Here is a 17,459-nt window from a genome sequence, read left to right as displayed (position 1 = left end):
CTCCTTCAGGTGTATCCGCCCATCTTCCTTCTCTGTACAACTGTACGCATTCTTTTTTAAATTCATAACTATATTTCATAAAAATACCCTCCTTACTGGTTTGTCCAGTAAAGAGGGTACATATCAACTAGTAGCCGCTTTTTTTATTTAGCCAAGAGCAACATCTAAAATCATCATTATGATAAATCCAATTATAATTCCATAAGTCGCTTGACGTTCATATCCGTTGCTGTGAGTTTCAGGAATAATTTCGTCGCTAATGACAAAAAGCATTGCGCCTCCTGCAAAAGCTAAAATAAATCCCAAAATAGGCGAGAACCAAGTAACAAGTCCGTAACCCAAAAACGCACCGATTGGTTCTACTAATCCTGTAAATAATGCGATTAAGAATGCTTTTTTGACTGTGTAATTTTCTCTAACCAAAGACAAAGCTACAGCCAAACCTTCAGGCATATTTTGTAGACCAATTCCTATTGCGATTGGAAGACCATTTGCTATTGAATCTCCACCAAAACCAACTCCAGTTGCCATACCTTCTGGAAAATTGTGAATTGTAATCGCAATTACAAACAACCATATTTTTTTCAAAGAATCTGAAGGATTTCCTTCAACTCTTTTGTCTAATAAATGCTCATGCGGAGAGTATTTGTCGATTATATCCAAAAACACAGCTCCTGCTAAAATTCCTAGTGAAGAGATTATAACTCCTCTAAAGCCCCCACCGTTTTCTTCAATACTAGGTAAAATTAACGAAAAACAAGTTGCAGAAAGCATGACACCTGCAGCTGCCCCTAAAAATACATCTAACTTACCTTGACTTACATTTCTTGTGAAAAAAACAGGGATTGCTCCTACTCCGGTTAGAAGACCAGGAACTATTAACCCTAACATTGTCAATAAAAATGGGTCAATATTTTTCATCATTAAATCCCCCTTCAAAAATTTTAAAAATAAAATTTCTAATACTATTTTACTATGAATTCAAGAAATATCAAATATGTTATAATATTAAGAGATTTAGTATATTTTTGAATGAAAAATTTAAAAAAATTACTCGTAGTTTAACAATTGAAACGAGGTATTTATGCAAGCTATTTACAGAAAATATAGACCAGATACTTTCGATAAAGTTTACGGTCAAAAACATATAACTGATATTTTAAAAAATCAAATCGAAACGAAAAATATTTCTCACGCGTATATTTTTTCTGGTTCAAGAGGAACAGGTAAAACTAGTTGTGCGAAAATTTTTGCAAGAGCTATCAACTGTTTGAATTTACAAGATGGAAATCCTTGCAATAAATGTGAGAATTGTATGAGTTCTTTGGAAGAATCCACATTAGATATCGTAGAAATGGATGCTGCTAGTAACAGAAGAATTGACGATATCAGAGAACTGCGAGATAAAGTAATTTATCCACCTACAAAATTAAAGTACAAAGTTTATATTATAGACGAAGCACACATGATTACTAATGAAGGATTTAACGCTTTACTTAAAATCATGGAAGAGCCACCAAAACATTTGGTGTTTATACTAGCTACGACAGAAATCGATAAAATTCCTCAAACAATTTTATCAAGATGTCAACGCTATGAGTTCAAGATGATTAATGCTAAGGATATTTCAGATAATATCAAATATATTCTGAATGATTTGAACAGAAAAATGGACGATGATGCGATTGAACTTATTGCAAACAAAGCTGATGGTGCAATGAGAGATGCATTATCTATTTTAGATCAAGTATTAAGCATTGAAAAAGAAAATATAACAAAACAAGATATAAATGATATACTTGGTATTGTCGACAATACAGGAATTTTCAAGCTTGTAAATAGCATCATAAAAAAAGATGCAACAGAAGTTTTGGATAATTTGTACACAATATCGCACAACAAGCCTGTAGAAAATGTTATGGATGAATTGTTAAATCATTATAGAAACTTGTTGCTATCAAAAAATGGCCTTGACAATATCAGACAGAACAACACTCAATACAATGTTGAGTATAATGCGCAATCTGAATTGATTACGAATAGGCAAATAGTCGAAAGTATGTCGATTATAATAGAGCATCAGAAAAAACTTAAACAGGCAGACAATCAAAAAGCTCTGCTTGAAATTTTGGTAATGCGCCTAATAGATTACATTGATTACGATGATTTGATTGCCAGAGTGAATACTTTGGAAGATAAGCTCAAAAATATTGAACAAAATGGGATAAAAATCAATTCTTCACAAAAATTAGTCGAATTTGATGAAAAAATCGATAAAAACATAGAAATTTCACAAAAATCTTCAGAAAAAGCAGAAAAATCAGATGAATTATCCAATAAAAATGATATAATAAAGACTGATGAAAAAATCGACGACACGGATGAAGACGAAATTGTCGAAAATGAGGATTCTTTTGTAAAATTAAGAGAAGTTTTAAGAGACTTCGACAAAATTCCAAAAGAATTAGCTAATGATATTAAAGCTAGTTTGGATAATGATAAGTTGATTTTGAAAACTAACCAGTTGTATATGTACACTTTGCTTCCTCACAAAAAAGTTATCGAACAATTACTAAAACCTCATTATGATTTCAAGGTTTTAGATTTACAAATTGATGATGAAGCAGAGAAAAAAGCAAATGAAAATGTTAAAAAATTACAAAATTTGTTTGGAAATAATTTCCAAATAATCGAAAAATAGGAGGAATTATGGGAAATAAATTTAGAGGCGGAATGCCTGGCATGGGAAACATGGGTAACATGATGAAACAAATGCAAAAAATGCAAAGACAAATGGAAGAAACTCAAAAAAGATTAGAAGAAACTGAAGTTACTGCAACTAGTGGTGGCGGAGCTATTGAAGTTGTAGCAAACGGAAAAAAAGAAATAGTTTCTATTAAAATAGATGAAGATTTGGTAAAAGATGGCGATGTTGAAATGCTTCAAGATATGGTTATGGTAGCTGTTAATGACGCTATCAAAAAAGTATTGGACATGAGTGAGTCTGAACTTGGTAAAATCACTGGAGGAATTAATATTCCAGGATTCTAAATAAGGGGGGGATAATTTTGTCACTATACCCTAAAGCAATGGACGAATTGATTAAAAACTTGTCCAATTTGCCAACTATTGGCAGAAAAAGTGCGAAAAGATTAGCTTATAGAATTATAGATATGGATCCTAAGAAAGTCGATGAGCTTGTAGAAAGTATTGTAAATGTGAAGACTAATATTAGACCATGTGCTAATTGTGGAAATCTTACTGATAAAAAATTGTGTGATATTTGTTCCAATCAAAAAAGAGATAACAGTGTCATAACTGTAGTTGAAGATTCAATGAATGTAATATCAATTGAAAAAACTGGCGAATACAATGGGAAATATCACGTATTAGGAGGATTATTATCTCCAAGAGATAATATTGCTCCGCAGGATTTGAATTTGGAAAATTTGTTTTTGAGATGTAAAAAAGATTATGTAAAGGAAGTTATCCTAGCATTATCACCAACAACTAACGGAGATTTGACAACTAACTTCATAATAGAAGTTCTTAAAAATGAAGAATATAAAGTAAAAGTTTCCAGAATTGCGATGGGAGTACCATTGGGAGCTAATTTGGAATATTATGACGAAATGAGCTTGTACAAAGCTATTTTGGATAGAAGAGAAATAAAATAATCATAATCTGCAATTCTTGTAGATTATGATTTCTTACGTTTAAATGTTTGTAATAAAAATGGAATGGAGGAAAATTTAATGGATTCAAATAGAATTAAAGAAGCAATCAAATTTTCGTCTCCAATTATGTTGGGATATATTCCTATAGCGATGGCTTTTGGTTTGTTGTGCAAAGGTCAAAACATTAGCATGTTGGATTCGACTTTGTTTTCTTTTGTTTTCTATTCTGGAGCAGCACAATTCATGGCAGTTGAATTATTGGGGGCTGGAGTAGGTATGTTTTCCATCGTGTTGTCGGTATTTTTATTAAATTTGAGATTGTTCATAATGTCGACATCTTTGGGGATTCATACACAAAAAATAAATCCGAAAGCTCTTCCTGTAATAGGCTTTATGTTGACAGATGAAGCATTTTCGGTAATGAGTTTTAATAAAGAAAAGCTAAACACAGAATTTGCGTTGGCCGTAGAATTAGGACCTTATTTGGCTTGGGGAATATTTACGCCTGTTGGATATTTGATAGGACAATTAATGCCAAAATCAGTCCAAACATCATTAGAAGTAGGACTTACTGCAATGTTTATAGCACTTGTTGTACCATCAATTAAGAAAAGTTCCAATGGTTTGGTAGTTAGCTTGATAGGCGTTGTAACTTATGCAATTATTTTTTATTTAAAATTTATACCATCTGGATGGGATATAATATTAGCAATTTTATTATCATCATTCATAGGATTGAAAGTAATTATGAAAAGAGGTCAAAATGTATAATATAATTTTAATTTTATTATGTAGCTTAGTTACAGCTGTTCCTAAGATAATACCTCTTAAATATTTAAAAGGAAAACAACTTTCTAGACAAACCGCCGAATTTTTAAACATAATACCATATACATCATTAAGTATTATGGTTATAAGAGGAATTCTGACAGCTTCAAGTGAAATGTTAATTCCTACAATTGTAGCTTCAATCGTAGCGATTATTATAGCTTATTTGAAAGAAAATGTTGGACTAACAATTATATTAGCAGTTCTAACAGCATTTGTTTGTTTGAAATTTTTCTAAAAAAATACCTTCTGTAGCTTAAATTCAAGCCGCAGAAGGTTTTTATTATTTAAAATTTTTTATTTCGAAAATATCATACACGCATTCTTCATATGGGTGAATATCTTCGATAATTTGTATACATTTTTTGATATTATTTTCTGTCGTGCGAAATTCTAATTTGATTTCGTCAACTTCGTTGATAATATTTTTTTCGCCAGAAAAATTATTTGCTAAATCATTGGGCATAAAATGACCTTTTACTTTCGATGTAGTATAACAATAATCGTAATTTCCTATGGTTATAATTTTTTCATCACCTAGTTTTTTTATTATCAAATCTATGTAATCTTCTGGTATGTATACATCTATTTTATATGTTATCATAAAAACTCCTTTTGTTCATGTTTATATATTTTTTGTTCGGGTATATATATTGTATCAAAGAATTAGACGAAAAGGAGATTATTATGGATTTAAAATTGTATTATAAAGAAACTTGCCCATTCTGCAAGAAGGTTTTAAGATTTATAGAAAAAAAAGGAATTAAGGATGTTGAATTAGTAGACATCAAAGCTGACGAAGCTAATGAAAAATACCTTATCGAAAAAGGTGGACAAGACCAAGTACCTTGTCTTTTCATTGATGGAAAACCAATGTATGAATCAATGGATATTATAAAATTCTTGGACGAAAAATTCCAATAAAAATTTTAAAAATGCTACATACTAATGTATGTAGCATTTTTTGTATTGTTATTTTTGTAAAAGTTTACTCTAATTTATAGAGAGAATTACATCACTGTTTTTTATGATTATTTCTAGTTTTTATTAAGTACGTTATAGTATATAATACATAATATTATGTTAAAAAAAATAAGAGTACCTTCGATTAATCTATTCAATTTGATCATTTCGTTGAAATTTAAAAACATAATTATTAATGTGATTAAATAAATAAATCCTATTACTCTTTTTGTATTTTTGTATTTCATTAATACCTCCTTTTATATTAGGGAAAATAATAGTGAATGCAATTCTCATTTTCATTTTAAAAAAATGCCCTTGACTTGTCAATATTAATTATCATTTAAAATTCGAGAAAATTTGGCTTTTGAATGTTTTAATTAAATTTTAATTATAATAATTTGAGCAATTTGTGATAAAATAATTAACGTAATAAAAAAAGTAGCAAATCTTTGGGATAGATTTGCTACTTAAATAACATTGGCAAGTTCATATTAGGAGGATGAACAACCATTTATTCTTATCATTATAATATCATAGAATTAAACTTAATAAGTTACAAATTTATTACGATTTAGGGAATTGAGGGGAATATGAAAGTAGGAATTATTGGAGCAGGAGCTAGTGGGGTTTTTGCGGCATTAATTTTAAAACAAAATTACATAGATACGACTGTTATTGAAAGAAACGCCAACGCTTTGAAGAAAATTTATGCAACTGGTAATGGTAGGTGCAATTTTACTAACAGAAATGTATCTTATAAGAATTATCATGGCGAAAATCCAAAATTCACAATAAGTGCTATTAAAAAGTTTGATAATTATGATGTTATAGAATTTTTCAATGATATGGGAATTCCTGAAGTTGAGCTTGAAAATGGAAAAATTTTCCCAAAAAGTTTGCAAGCTTCATCAATAGTGAAACAAATGATGTGCTTGGCAAATCATTTGGAGGTAGAATTCATCTACGATAGTTTTGTTGATGATGTAAGAAAAGACGGAGATGTTTTTGAAGTAAAATCCAATGATTCGATTTACAAGTTTGATTATTTGATAATAGCTTGTGGGTCGAAGGCTTACAAAAAAAGTGGCTCTGATGGAAACGGATACATTCTGATGGAGAAATTGGGACATAATATCGTGAAAACTCATCCAGGAATTGTGCAATTGAGGCTTAATGGAGATAGTTTCAAGAAAATGAGCGGCACCAAATTCAAGGCTAATGCAAAGTTAGTAGTGGACGGAAAAGAAGTTTTTGAATTTTATCACGATGTTTTGTTTACTGATTATGGAATTAGTGGGCCAACTATTTTGCAATTATCAGGAGAAGCAATCAGAGCTAAAAACAAGGGATTAGATGTCAAAATAAGAATTGACACTGTAGATTTGGATGAAAATAAATTGTATGAGCATTTAATCTACATAATATCTTTAAATTATTATAAGAAAATAAAAGAGTTGTTGGTCGGTTTGATTAACGATAATTTGATTGAAGAAGTTTTGAATCAAGCGAATATCGAATACGATATTAATGTGTGTGAACTTAGTAAGGAAGAAATCTACAAATTAGCACACATTCTTAAAAATTTGGAATTTAGTGTTAGTGGATACAAGGATGAAGATTCTGGTCAGATAACTTGCGGAGGAGTCGACACAGATGAAATCAATCCTTCTACTATGGAATCAAAAAAAATTAAAAATCTGTATATTATTGGTGAAATTATGGATGTCGACGGAGATTGTGGCGGATACAATCTTCAATGGGCTTTTTCATCGGCGTATTCTTGTGCGATGTCTATAATTAAAAAGGAGAACTAAATGAATAAAATGCAAAGAAAACTTGTTGACTTAGATAACCACGGTCAAAAAGTTAGAGTAGGTTTGGTTGGTTGTGGCAAAATGGGATCGGGTCTTGTGAGTCAGTTGAGTAGAATCAAAGGAATGAGACCTTCTGTTATTATAGATAGACACGTCGACAAGTGCGTAACTGCTTTGAGAAAAGCAGGTGTAAAAGATGTGGATATTATCAAAACAACCGATTTGAAGGTTGCAGAAAATGCTATTAAAAATAATTCGTTTGTAGTAAGTGATGATTATACTTTGAGTTACAAATTAGATATGATTGATGGAGTAATCGATGCGACAGGAAATCCTCCATTTGGAACACAACTTGCAGTTGAAAGTATTGAACACGAAAAGCATACTATTTTATTAAATGTAGAATGTGATGCTGTTGTGGGACCTATCTTAAACGAAATGGCGAAGAAAAAAGGCGTTGTCTACACTGGATCTGCAGGAGATGAACCAGGCGCTATAATTCAATTGTCGGATTTTGCACTTGGGCTGGGATTTAAATTGTTAGCTGTAGGTAAAGGCAAGAATAATCCATTGGATAATTATACTAATGAAGATATTTTAAGAGAAGAAGCTTTGTCAAAGGGTTTGGTTCCAAAAATGTTGACATCATTTGTAGATGGAACTAATACTATGATCGAACTTACTGCTGTGGCAAATGCGTTGGGATTTACTCCTGATGTTTTGGGTTGTCATGGAATTACAACAAATATTCACGATATCGCAGATGAATTTAAATTAAAAGAACAAGGCGGAATTTTAAATAATTACAATATAGTTGATTTTGCATTTGGGGTTGCGCCTGGAGTTTTTGCAATTGTAACTCACGATACTAACGAAGTTCATGATTTAATGGAATATTTATCAATGGGTAAAGGACCTAACTATACTTTGTACAGACCATATCATTTGACAAGTTTGGAAACTCCTCTTACAATTTACGATGCAATTGTAGAGAAAGAACCGACAATTTATCCAAAATACGGACAAGTTTCCGATACAATTACAGTTGCAAAAAGAGACATCAAAAAAGGTCAAAGAATCGAAGGTATTGGTGGACACGATTGCTTTGGTAAAATTACATCTCACAAACACCAAATGGAGAATAATTTGTTACCAATGCCAATCATCACAGAAAAAACAACAGCAAAAGTAGATATAGCAAAAGACACTTTGATTACTTACGATATGGTTAATTTAGATGAAGATCATATAATTACAAAACTTCGTAAGAGACAAGATGAATTGGGATTATAAAATTACAAAATAAATTTATTATCAGTCGATAAAAAGTTTTTTAAACTTCGAAATATCGGCTGATTTTTATTTTTAAAATCAATTTTTATAAATTTTTGACAATGGATTTTAAAAGTGTTAATATCAATTTGTAATGTAATAAATAAACGTTTTTTGGGGGTTAATATGGATTACAGATTAGAGTCTGATAGTGTTGGTGAAAAGCAAGTTCCAAAAGATGCATATTACGGTGTGCAATCTTTAAGAGGAATGGAAAATTTCCCAATAACAGGGAGAACTTTACATGAAGAATTAATTTATGGATTGACAATAGTTAAAAAAGCTTGTGCTATAGCAAATCACAGAGCAGGAATCATGAGAGAAGATGTCAAAAACGCAATCGTTTACGCATGCGACAAAATTCTTCAAGGAGAATATCACGATCAATTTTTGACTGATCCAATTCAGGGTGGAGCTGGTACAACTGCTAACATGAATGCCAATGAAGTTATTGCAAACATTGCCAACGAAAAACTTGGCGGCGGATTGGGAACTTATGAATATGTTCATCCAAACGATCACGTTAATATGAGTCAATCAACAAACGATGTTTTTCCAACTGCGGGCAAGATTGCAACTTTAAGACTACTAATAAAAGCTTTAAATGAATTAAAGCAATTAGAGATTTCTTTGTTAAATAAATCTGTAGAATTTGATGATGTACTTAAAATGGGACGTACCCAACTTCAAGATGCAGTTCCAATTAGATTGGGACAAGAATTTCATGCGTATTACTCAGTAATCAAAAGAGATATCAAAAGAATTAGAAGGTCATCAGATCAAATTGAATCTATAAATATGGGAGCAACTGCGATTGGTACTGGAGTAAATGTAGACAAAGTTTACTTCACAAATATAGTTCCTATTCTAGCAGAATTAACAGGATTTGATTTGCATCAAGCAGAAGATTTAATAGATGGAACTAATAACCTTGATGGTCTTGTAGAAATATCTTCAGCAGTAAAATCAACAGCCGTAAGTTTGTCAAAAATGGCAAGTGATTTGAGATTAATGAGTTCAGGACCAAAAACAATGGTAGGAGATATTGAACTTCCAGCTAGACAAAATGGTTCATCAATAATGCCAGGTAAAGTAAATCCTGTAATTCCAGAAGTTGTTAACCAAGTTGTATTCAGGATTATTGGTAACGATAATACAATTACAATGTGTGCAGAACACGGACAATTGGAACTTAACGCATTCGAACCGGTTTTGTTCGATAGTTTATTTGAATCTATATCTATATTGACTAATGCAGTGAAAACTTTCAGAGAAAACTGCATAATTGGTATCAAACCAAACAGACAAAAACTTTCAAACGACGTCGAAAAATCTGTAGGAATAGTTACAGCACTTGTTCCTCATATCGGATACAAAAAATCTGCTGAAATCGCAAAACGTGCATTGAGTACAGGAATCACAGTTAGAAATATCGTATTGGACGAAAAAATCTTAACAGAAGATGAATTAAAGGAAATCCTTGATCCAATAGCAATGACAATGCCAGGAATTGCAGCAGAATATTTGATTAAACAAAAACAACAAGCTTACATCGAAAAGAAGAAACAAGAAGACAAGGAACAAAAAGCAAAAAAATAATTTTATGTTGACAAAATCTTGTTATCAAGCATTTGATAACAGGATTTTTTATTACGAACTAAAAGTTTTACATTATTTTAAATTTGCTAATATGTTATAATTTATTTAGGTGATATGATGAAAAATAATACTAAAAATGCAGACAATGTTATATTGGCGATATCAAATGTTTTGATGGTGGTTTTCGTATCTACTCTACTTAGAGGCCACAATATTATAGCGTTGTTAATTTTACTTGCGTGGGCAGTTTATGCGTCGCAAAATAAAATGATTTTACCAAAAAGTCTTGAAAGAAAAAGAACAAAATTCGAATACGGAAGTTTTATCGTTTTGTTAATAGGTTTTATGTTGATTTATTACCATCCTAATAAGGTATATGTGTTCTTAACATATCTAACATTTTTAATTTATAACACACTTTTGTGGATGAATATGATTAGAATGAGAGCTATTAATAAAGAAAATAATAAGAAATCTAACAAAAAGAAATAAAGAGGTATATGATGAAAATTATGGTTATAGGGCCTGGCAGATGGGGAAGTTTCATCGCTTGGTATTTGAAAAAAATTGGTCATGAAGTTTTGTTGTATGGTTTGAATGGAACTGAAGATTTCGAAAACTTTAAGAAAAGTCGTAGCAATGGAATTATTACTTTGCAAGATGATTTAGAATTAACCGATGATATCACAAGAGCAAAAGGATGTGATGTTATTCATGTTAGTATAAATGCACAAGGTTTTAGAAATGTGTGTGAAGAACTTAAGTCTATTGGAATTAAGGATAAAATTATCGTTACTAATATGAAGGGGATTGAGATTTCGACTGGAAAAAGATTATCAGAAGTCTGCAAAGAAATTATGGATGGATCTAACAAAGTTGCAGCTTGGATCGGTCCAGGTCATCCACAAGAATTTTACCGCAATGTTCCAAATTGTATGGTAATTGATTCGGAAGATGAAGATGTGAAAGAATTGTTGATTGAAAATTACAGTTCAGATTTGATTAGGTTTTATTATGGCCAAGATTTGATTGGAAATGAAATCGGCGCAGCTTACAAAAACGTAATTGGAATTGCTGCGGGAATGTTGGATGGAATGAAAATAAGTTCTTTGAAGGGAGCTTTAATGAGCAGAGGTTGTAGAGAAGTCGCAAGGTTTATTAAAGCTTCGGGAGGTAAAGAGCTCAGCGCGTACGGACTTTGTCACTTGGGAGATTATGAGGCTACAGTGTTTTCACAATATTCTCACAACAGAATGTTCGGTGAAATGTATGCAAAATCAGAAAAATACGACAAATTAGCTGAAGGATACTACACTGTAAAAGCTATTAAATTACAAGCAGACAAAATGAATTTGGATTTACCGATTAACAATGCAGTGTACAAAGTTTTGTACGAAAATTCGAAATGCGAAGAAGAAATCGACAAATTATTCAGTAGAAGTTTGAAAAAAGAATTTTATTAACAAAAAACAAATTAGAAGTGCAAAAAAGCACTTCTTTTTTTGATTAAAATGCTTGACAAATGGATTTTAAGTTTATATAATATACAAGTCAAGTAAAAAGGTTGACGGTGATTGAATGGAAAAATTATTAAATATTACCATGATGTTTGATTATTATGGTAAATTGCTTACGAAAAGAGAATACGATGTAATTGACAAATACTACAATGAGGATTTGTCATTAAATGAAATTGCTCAAATTTGTGATATTTCAAAACAAGCTGTAAGTGATAGTTTGAAAAGAGCTGAAAATAAGCTTTATGAATACGAACAAAAACTTGGCTTAATTGAAAAATCAAAAAAGAGTCATCAATTTCTTAGAAAAATCAGAAATGATCTTTTCTCTTTGTCACCAGAAATCAAAAGCAAAGAAATTGAAAATATCATTATAGATATAGAAGATTTCTTAAATGATTTAGAGGATGTGGAAAATGATATTTGAAAATTTGTCCGATAAATTACAAAATGCCTTGTCAAAATTGACCAACAGAGGAAAGTTGACGGAAAAAGATATAGATGTTGCAATGAGAGAAGTTAAACTTGCTTTATTGGAAGCGGACGTTAACTATAAAGTTGTCAAAGATTTTATATCTCAAGTAAAAGAACGTGCTATCGATTCTTCTGTTTTGGAAAGTCTTACTCCAGGTCAACAAGTTATTAAAATAGTTAATGAAGAATTAACTAAAATGATGGGTGAAAAGGAAGAAAAACTTAACGTTTCACCAATGAAACCTACGGTAATTATGCTTTGTGGTTTGCAAGGGGCAGGTAAAACTACTCATGCCGGAAAACTTGCATTGAATTTGAAAAACAAAAACAAAAGCGTCTTACTTGTAGCGTGTGATATTTATAGACCTGCTGCCATTAAACAACTTCAAGTTGTTGGTGGAAAAGTTGGGGTAGAAGTATTTGAAATGGGACAAACAAATCCCGTTGAAATTTCAAAAAAAGCAATCGAAGAAGCTAAGAAAAAAAACATTGATTATGTAATTATAGATACTGCCGGTCGTCTTCATATTGACGATACTTTGATGGATGAGCTGAAAAATATTAAACAAGAAGTGAATCCTTCAGATATTTTGTTAGTTGTAGATGCGATGACTGGACAAGATGCAGTGAATGTTGCAGCTAAGTTTAACGAGGATTTGGATATTACAGGAATTATCCTTACTAAGTTAGACGGTGATGCAAGAGGTGGTGCTGCTTTATCAATCAGACAAGTAGCTGATAAGCCTATTAAATTTATAGGTGTAGGTGAAAAACTTGGAGATTTAGAGCCGTTCCATCCGGACAGAATGGCATCTCGTATCTTGGGTATGGGAGATGTTCTTAGCCTTATCGAAAAAGCACAAAATCAATTTGACGAGAAGAAGGCAAAAGAATTAGAAGAAAAGATTAAAGCTCAAAGTTTTGACTTTAATGATTTTCTTGACCAAATGCAGCAAATCAAAAAAATGGGACCTATGCAAGATATTCTTGCAATGATTCCGGGCGTAGATAGCAAAATGCTTAAACAAGTGAATTTCGACAATAAAGAATTTGACAAGATTGAAGCGATTATCAAATCTATGACCAAACAAGAAAGAGAAAATCCAGATATCATTAGCATATCTAGAAGAAAAAGAATTGCTAAAGGATGCGGTCAAGATCAAGTAGCGGTTAATAAACTTTTGAAACAATTTAAAGAAATGAAAGTTATGATGAAAAATATGGGAGCGCTACAGAAGAAATTTGGCAAAAAAGGTAAAATGAAAATGCCTTTTTTTAGATAATAAGTTATGGAGGTAAATTATGTCAGTAAAAATTAGATTGAAAAGAATGGGAGCAAAGAAGAAACCATTTTATAGAATAGTTGTCGCAGATTCAAGATGTCCTCGTGATGGTAAATTCATCGAAGAAATCGGATATTACAACCCATTAGTTGAAGAAAAAACTGTTAAAGTTGATAGCGAAAAAGTTCAACAATGGATTAAAAATGGTGCAAAACCTACAGATACAGTAGACAGATTATTCAAAAATAATGGAGTTTACGAAGCAAAATAATAATACAAGTTGGGAGTTGTCATGGAAAAATTAGTTAAAACAATTGCTACTTCGTTAGTTGATAACAAAGAAGCAGTTGAAGTAACATCAAGACAAGACAAACATACGGTTATTATAGAAATTAAAGCAGATTCCAAAGATTTGGGGAAAATTATAGGAAAAGAAGGGAAGATTGCCAAGGCAATTAGAACTATTACTAAGGCAGCGGCTATTAAGAGTGGCGAAAAAGTTGTCGTAGATATTTTGCAATAATGGAATATATAGCTGTAGCAGAAGTGCTCAATACTCACGGTATTAAAGGATGTCTTAAAATGAGACCGTTGACTGATAATATCGAAAGATTTGACGAAGATATTTGTTATTATCTCGGGGATAAAAAAGTTAAGGTCAATATTCAAAATTATAGAATGTACAAGGGTTTTTTGTACATTGATTTTGAAGAATTTAACGATATTAATGAAGTTCTTGAATTCAAAAAACAGTTTTTATATATAGATGAAAAAGACAGATACGAATTGAAAGATGGAAGCTTTTACATTGACGATTTGATAGGATTGAAAGCTTATAGTAATGGTGAATACATCGGAGATTTGGTTGAAGTTTTGAGCGTTTATAGTAATGATGTATATGTAATAAAAAACGATGAAAAAGAATTTATGATACCTGCTGTAAAAGAGTTCATTAAAAAAATAGATTTAGAAAATGGATTAATCGATGTAGTTATAATTGAGGGTATGTGATGAAATTTATAATTCTCACATTATTTCCAGAAAGTTTTGATTACTTAAAATCATACGGAGTCATAGGAAAAGCAGTACAAAATAATCTCATTGAACTTGAAGTGGTTAATATTAGGGATTACACTAAAAATAAACACAAAAAAGTAGACGATGAGATATATGGTGGCGGAGCTGGGATGCTTATGACTTGCCAACCAATTTATGACTGCTTGGAAGATGTGAACAAAAACAAATCAAAAGTTGTGTTTATGTCTCCTCAAGGGAAAGTTCTTAATCAACAAAAGTGTATAGAACTTTCAAAAGAAAAAGAAATAGTCATTCTTTGTGGCCATTACGAAGGTGTCGACAGTAGAATCATCAATCATTATTGTGATGAGGAGATTTCTATTGGAGATTATGTGATGACTGGTGGAGAATTAGGAGCTATGGTTCTTATAGATTGTGTAAGCCGAATGATTAACGATGTTTTGGGAAATGATGAAAGTTATAAAACAGATTCGCACTACAATTTATTGCTACAGGAAGATTCCTACACAAGACCCAGAGTATTTAACGGATATGAAGTTCCTGAAGTTTTATTATCAGGAAATCACGAAAAAATCGAACAGTGGCGAGAAAAATCAAGACTAAACAACACTAAACTTAAAAGAGAAGATATATATCAGAAATATCTGAAAGAAAAAAACCAAGGAGGATCATAATGGATATTATAAAAACATTAGAAGATGAACAATTAAGAGAAAATAAGTTCGACTTTCATGTTGGCGATACTGTAAAAGTAGACTACCTTATCAAAGAAGGTAACAAAGAAAGAGTTCAAGTTTATGAAGGAACTGTAATTAAAATGCAAGGAACTGGACTTAGAAGAACTTTCACAGTAAGAAGATTAGCTTACGGTGTAGGAGTAGAAAGAACTTTCTTAATCAACTCACCAAGAGTAACTAACGTAAGATTAGTTAGAGAAGGTAAAGTAAGAAGATCAAAATTATTCTACTTAAGACACAGAGAAGGTAAAGCTGCTAAAGTTAAAGAAAAACAAAAATTCTAAATTGAGTGCTGAGGTTTTCTCAGTACTTTTTTTAGATGGAAAGGAAATAACATGGACATTAATAATATAAACTGGTATCCGGGACATATGAAAAAAGCTATCGACAAGATAAAAGAAAACATGAAACTTGTCGACATAGTTTTGGTTCTTGTGGATAGCAGAATTGTAAAATCATCCATGAATCCAGTTATAGAAGATATCTTAAAGGATAAGCCGCAATTGATTTTATTGAACAAGATGGACATGGCAGATCCTAAAATCACACAAAACTGGATTAATTATTTTGCAAAGAAAAATATAACAGCACTTCCAATCGATAGCAAAAACGGTAAAAATTTGGATAAAATTGAGCCAACAGCTAAAAAGATTTTAGAAGATGTACTTGCGAATAGAAAAGACAAAAACATAAAATCAGAAATTATTAGAATGATGATAGTTGGTATTCCAAATGTTGGAAAATCTACTATAATCAACAAATTATCCAACAGACAATCTGCCAAAACAGGAAACACTCCAGGTGTTACAAGGACTAATCAGTGGATTAGGATAAAAGGCAAGATGGAATTGTTGGATACGCCAGGTGTTTTGTGGCCAAAATTCGAAGATAATGAAATAGGCTTAAACTTGGCATTTACTGGAGCTATCAAAGATGAAATTTTGGATGAAGAAAACTTAGCGTACAAACTCATTGAGAAACTAATGAGTATTAATCCACAAATTTTAGAAAAAAGATATTCGATTGATACACAAAGCAAGGAAACAATCGAAATAATGGATGATATTGCTATAAGACGTGGCTGTTTGTTAAAAGGAAAAAATATTGATTATTCTAAAGTTTCATCAATAGTTATAGATGAATTTAGAAAAACAAAGTTAGGAAGAATTTCATTAGAAGATGTTTGCGATTGATTATAACGAATTTGAGGAAGAATTAATTTGTGGCGTAGATGAAGTTGGAAGAGGACCATTAGCAGGTCCTGTTGTGACATGTGCAATTATTATGCCTAAAAATTGTGAGATAATAGAAGGAGTCACTGACTCAAAAAAGCTTTCTGAAAAAAAAAGAATTAAATTCAAGGATATGATTTTGGATCAAGCTTTGGCATACAGTGTAAATTTTGTGGATCAAAGTGTGATTGATGAGATTAACATCAAGCAAGCCACGAGATTATCCATGAAAAGAGCCGTAGAAAGTTTGAAAACAAAGGACAATAAATTCATAAAACCTGATTTGATTGTAATTGATGCAGAAATTATTGATACAGATATTAAACAAATGTCATTTGTCAAAGGTGACGAAAAATTATATCCGATTTCTTGTGCATCAATTGTAGCAAAGGTTATAAGAGATGAGTACATGAAGGATATGGCTACTATCTATCCACAATACGGTTTTGAAAAACACAAGGGATATGGAACTAAACTTCACAGAGAAATGATACTTGAATATGGAGAGTGTCCGCTTCACAGAAAAACTTTTTTGAGGAAATTATATGAAAATGGAAAAAAACCGAGGTAAAATTGCCGAGGATTACGCTTGTGAATATTTAATAGAAAAAGGTTACGAAATTATTGACAGAAATTATTCGGAGAGAATTGGGGAATTGGACATAGTCTGTACTTACGAAAATTATTTGGTAATAGTTGAAGTAAAAGCAAGGACTGATGATAAGTTCGGTGCCCCTTCTGATTTTGTAACTTTGGGAAAACAAGACAGAATAAGAAAAACGACAGAAATTTATATCGACAAAAATGATTTGTACGATTATCAGCCTAGATTTGATGTGATAGAAATTTATTTGGATAATTTCAAATTAAATCACTATATTGACGCATTTTAATATTGACAATGGGCTAGTGTTTTTATATAATATCAAGGTCAAGCAAATATATTGACACAAAGAGGTTTT

At 31.3% G+C, this 17,459-nt stretch carries 24 protein-coding genes; 21 read left to right on the top strand and 3 right to left on the bottom strand.

The genetic code is table 11. The features are described from left to right. Window positions 1-147 precede the first annotated feature (147 nt). The gene (locus ACU68W_RS08940; protein WP_094223320.1) at window positions 148-924 is read right to left on the bottom strand and encodes a ZIP family metal transporter; all 777 of its coding nucleotides are present in this window, start codon (window positions 922-924) and stop codon (window positions 148-150) included. Window positions 925-1,084: 160 nt separating this feature from the next. On the opposite strand from ACU68W_RS08940, the gene dnaX reads away from it, so the two are divergent. From dnaX to ACU68W_RS08915, 5 genes are all read left to right on the top strand, one after another. After that, window positions 1,085-2,701: a DNA polymerase III subunit gamma/tau gene (gene dnaX, locus ACU68W_RS08935; RefSeq protein WP_446756409.1), complete on the top strand. Its 1,617-nt coding sequence runs from the start codon at window positions 1,085-1,087 to the stop codon at window positions 2,699-2,701. 8 nt (window positions 2,702-2,709) lie between these two features. Then, window positions 2,710-3,051: a YbaB/EbfC family nucleoid-associated protein gene (locus ACU68W_RS08930; RefSeq protein ID WP_002838638.1), complete on the top strand. Its 342-nt coding sequence runs from the start codon at window positions 2,710-2,712 to the stop codon at window positions 3,049-3,051. Between the two features lie 17 nt (window positions 3,052-3,068). Further along, on the top strand, window positions 3,069-3,677 hold the full coding sequence (gene recR / locus ACU68W_RS08925) for a recombination mediator RecR (protein WP_446756408.1): 609 nt from the start codon (window positions 3,069-3,071) through the stop codon (window positions 3,675-3,677). Between the two features lie 78 nt (window positions 3,678-3,755). Next, a complete protein-coding gene (locus tag ACU68W_RS08920) occupies window positions 3,756-4,448 on the top strand; it encodes an AzlC family ABC transporter permease (protein WP_035109231.1) in 693 nt (230 codons plus the stop codon). Further along, window positions 4,441-4,743 (top strand): AzlD domain-containing protein, encoded by a 303-nt coding sequence (locus tag ACU68W_RS08915; RefSeq protein WP_002838595.1) that lies wholly within the window; start codon window positions 4,441-4,443, stop codon window positions 4,741-4,743. Before ACU68W_RS08920 ends, ACU68W_RS08915 begins: the two co-directional genes overlap by 8 nt. A 45-nt stretch (window positions 4,744-4,788) precedes the next feature. Here ACU68W_RS08915 and ACU68W_RS08910 read toward each other — a convergent pair whose 3' ends face one another. After that, the gene (locus tag ACU68W_RS08910; RefSeq protein WP_094223323.1) at window positions 4,789-5,109 is read right to left on the bottom strand and encodes a hypothetical protein; all 321 of its coding nucleotides are present in this window, start codon (window positions 5,107-5,109) and stop codon (window positions 4,789-4,791) included. Between the two features lie 83 nt (window positions 5,110-5,192). Between ACU68W_RS08910 and ACU68W_RS08905 the strand changes: the two genes are divergently transcribed. Continuing rightward, window positions 5,193-5,429, top strand: a complete 237-nt coding sequence (locus ACU68W_RS08905; protein WP_035109230.1) for a glutaredoxin family protein — start codon at window positions 5,193-5,195, stop codon at window positions 5,427-5,429. A 113-nt stretch (window positions 5,430-5,542) separates the two neighbouring features. Here the strand turns inward: ACU68W_RS08905 and ACU68W_RS08900 are convergent, their stop codons facing one another. Beyond that, window positions 5,543-5,716, bottom strand: coding sequence for a hypothetical protein (locus ACU68W_RS08900; RefSeq protein ID WP_446756407.1), 174 nt, complete (start codon window positions 5,714-5,716; stop codon window positions 5,543-5,545). 345 nt (window positions 5,717-6,061) lie between these two features. Between ACU68W_RS08900 and ACU68W_RS08895 the strand changes: the two genes are divergently transcribed. The 15 genes from ACU68W_RS08895 to ACU68W_RS08825 all read left to right on the top strand — a co-directional run bounded on the left by ACU68W_RS08895 (window position 6,062) and on the right by ACU68W_RS08825 (window position 17,390). Further along, entirely contained in the window at window positions 6,062-7,285 is a 1,224-nt protein-coding gene (locus ACU68W_RS08895; protein ID WP_094223324.1) for an NAD(P)/FAD-dependent oxidoreductase, read from the top strand. Continuing rightward, window positions 7,286-8,578: an NAD(P)H-dependent oxidoreductase gene (locus ACU68W_RS08890; RefSeq protein WP_094208429.1), complete on the top strand. Its 1,293-nt coding sequence runs from the start codon at window positions 7,286-7,288 to the stop codon at window positions 8,576-8,578. A 165-nt stretch (window positions 8,579-8,743) separates the two neighbouring features. Then, window positions 8,744-10,216, top strand: a complete 1,473-nt coding sequence (locus tag ACU68W_RS08885; RefSeq protein WP_094223325.1) for an aspartate ammonia-lyase — start codon at window positions 8,744-8,746, stop codon at window positions 10,214-10,216. 117 nt (window positions 10,217-10,333) lie between these two features. After that, entirely contained in the window at window positions 10,334-10,708 is a 375-nt protein-coding gene (locus ACU68W_RS08880) for a hypothetical protein (RefSeq protein WP_094205463.1), read from the top strand. A gap of 11 nt (window positions 10,709-10,719) precedes the next feature. Next, a complete protein-coding gene (locus ACU68W_RS08875) occupies window positions 10,720-11,679 on the top strand; it encodes an NAD(P)H-dependent glycerol-3-phosphate dehydrogenase (RefSeq protein ID WP_094223326.1) in 960 nt (319 codons plus the stop codon). A gap of 115 nt (window positions 11,680-11,794) precedes the next feature. After that, on the top strand, window positions 11,795-12,160 hold the full coding sequence (gene ylxM / locus ACU68W_RS08870) for a YlxM family DNA-binding protein (RefSeq protein WP_002835331.1): 366 nt from the start codon (window positions 11,795-11,797) through the stop codon (window positions 12,158-12,160). Beyond that, a complete protein-coding gene (gene ffh, locus ACU68W_RS08865) occupies window positions 12,150-13,490 on the top strand; it encodes a signal recognition particle protein (RefSeq protein ID WP_035109224.1) in 1,341 nt (446 codons plus the stop codon). Before ylxM ends, ffh begins: the two co-directional genes overlap by 11 nt. Before the next feature lie 19 nt (window positions 13,491-13,509). Next, window positions 13,510-13,761 carry a 30S ribosomal protein S16 gene (gene rpsP, locus ACU68W_RS08860; RefSeq protein WP_002835329.1) on the top strand — a complete coding sequence of 84 codons (252 nt, stop codon included), beginning with the start codon at window positions 13,510-13,512 and terminating at the stop codon, window positions 13,759-13,761. 21 nt (window positions 13,762-13,782) lie between these two features. Then, complete coding sequence (locus ACU68W_RS08855) at window positions 13,783-14,013, top strand: KH domain-containing protein (RefSeq protein WP_094223327.1); 231 nt, start codon at window positions 13,783-13,785, stop codon at window positions 14,011-14,013. After that, window positions 14,013-14,501 (top strand): ribosome maturation factor RimM, encoded by a 489-nt coding sequence (rimM, locus tag ACU68W_RS08850; RefSeq protein ID WP_002835327.1) that lies wholly within the window; start codon window positions 14,013-14,015, stop codon window positions 14,499-14,501. Before ACU68W_RS08855 ends, rimM begins: the two co-directional genes overlap by 1 nt. After that, a complete protein-coding gene (gene trmD / locus ACU68W_RS08845; protein ID WP_002835326.1) occupies window positions 14,501-15,202 on the top strand; it encodes a tRNA (guanosine(37)-N1)-methyltransferase TrmD in 702 nt (233 codons plus the stop codon). Before rimM ends, trmD begins: the two co-directional genes overlap by 1 nt. After that, window positions 15,202-15,549, top strand: a complete 348-nt coding sequence (gene rplS / locus ACU68W_RS08840) for a 50S ribosomal protein L19 (RefSeq protein ID WP_002835325.1) — start codon at window positions 15,202-15,204, stop codon at window positions 15,547-15,549. The genes trmD and rplS overlap by 1 nt, the downstream gene beginning before the upstream one ends. 51 nt (window positions 15,550-15,600) lie before the next feature. After that, window positions 15,601-16,458, top strand: coding sequence for a ribosome biogenesis GTPase YlqF (gene ylqF, locus ACU68W_RS08835; RefSeq protein WP_094208431.1), 858 nt, complete (start codon window positions 15,601-15,603; stop codon window positions 16,456-16,458). Further along, complete coding sequence (locus ACU68W_RS08830) at window positions 16,445-17,068, top strand: ribonuclease HII (protein ID WP_094205469.1); 624 nt, start codon at window positions 16,445-16,447, stop codon at window positions 17,066-17,068. Before ylqF ends, ACU68W_RS08830 begins: the two co-directional genes overlap by 14 nt. Next, entirely contained in the window at window positions 17,043-17,390 is a 348-nt protein-coding gene (locus ACU68W_RS08825) for a YraN family protein (RefSeq protein ID WP_172976498.1), read from the top strand. Before ACU68W_RS08830 ends, ACU68W_RS08825 begins: the two co-directional genes overlap by 26 nt. Window positions 17,391-17,459: the final 69 nt, after the last annotated feature.

It is taken from the genome of Finegoldia sp. P2-F-LR (assembly GCF_052932265.1).
Note: the sequence above shows the minus strand (reverse complement) of the source record. Positions and strands in the feature narration are given on the sequence as shown.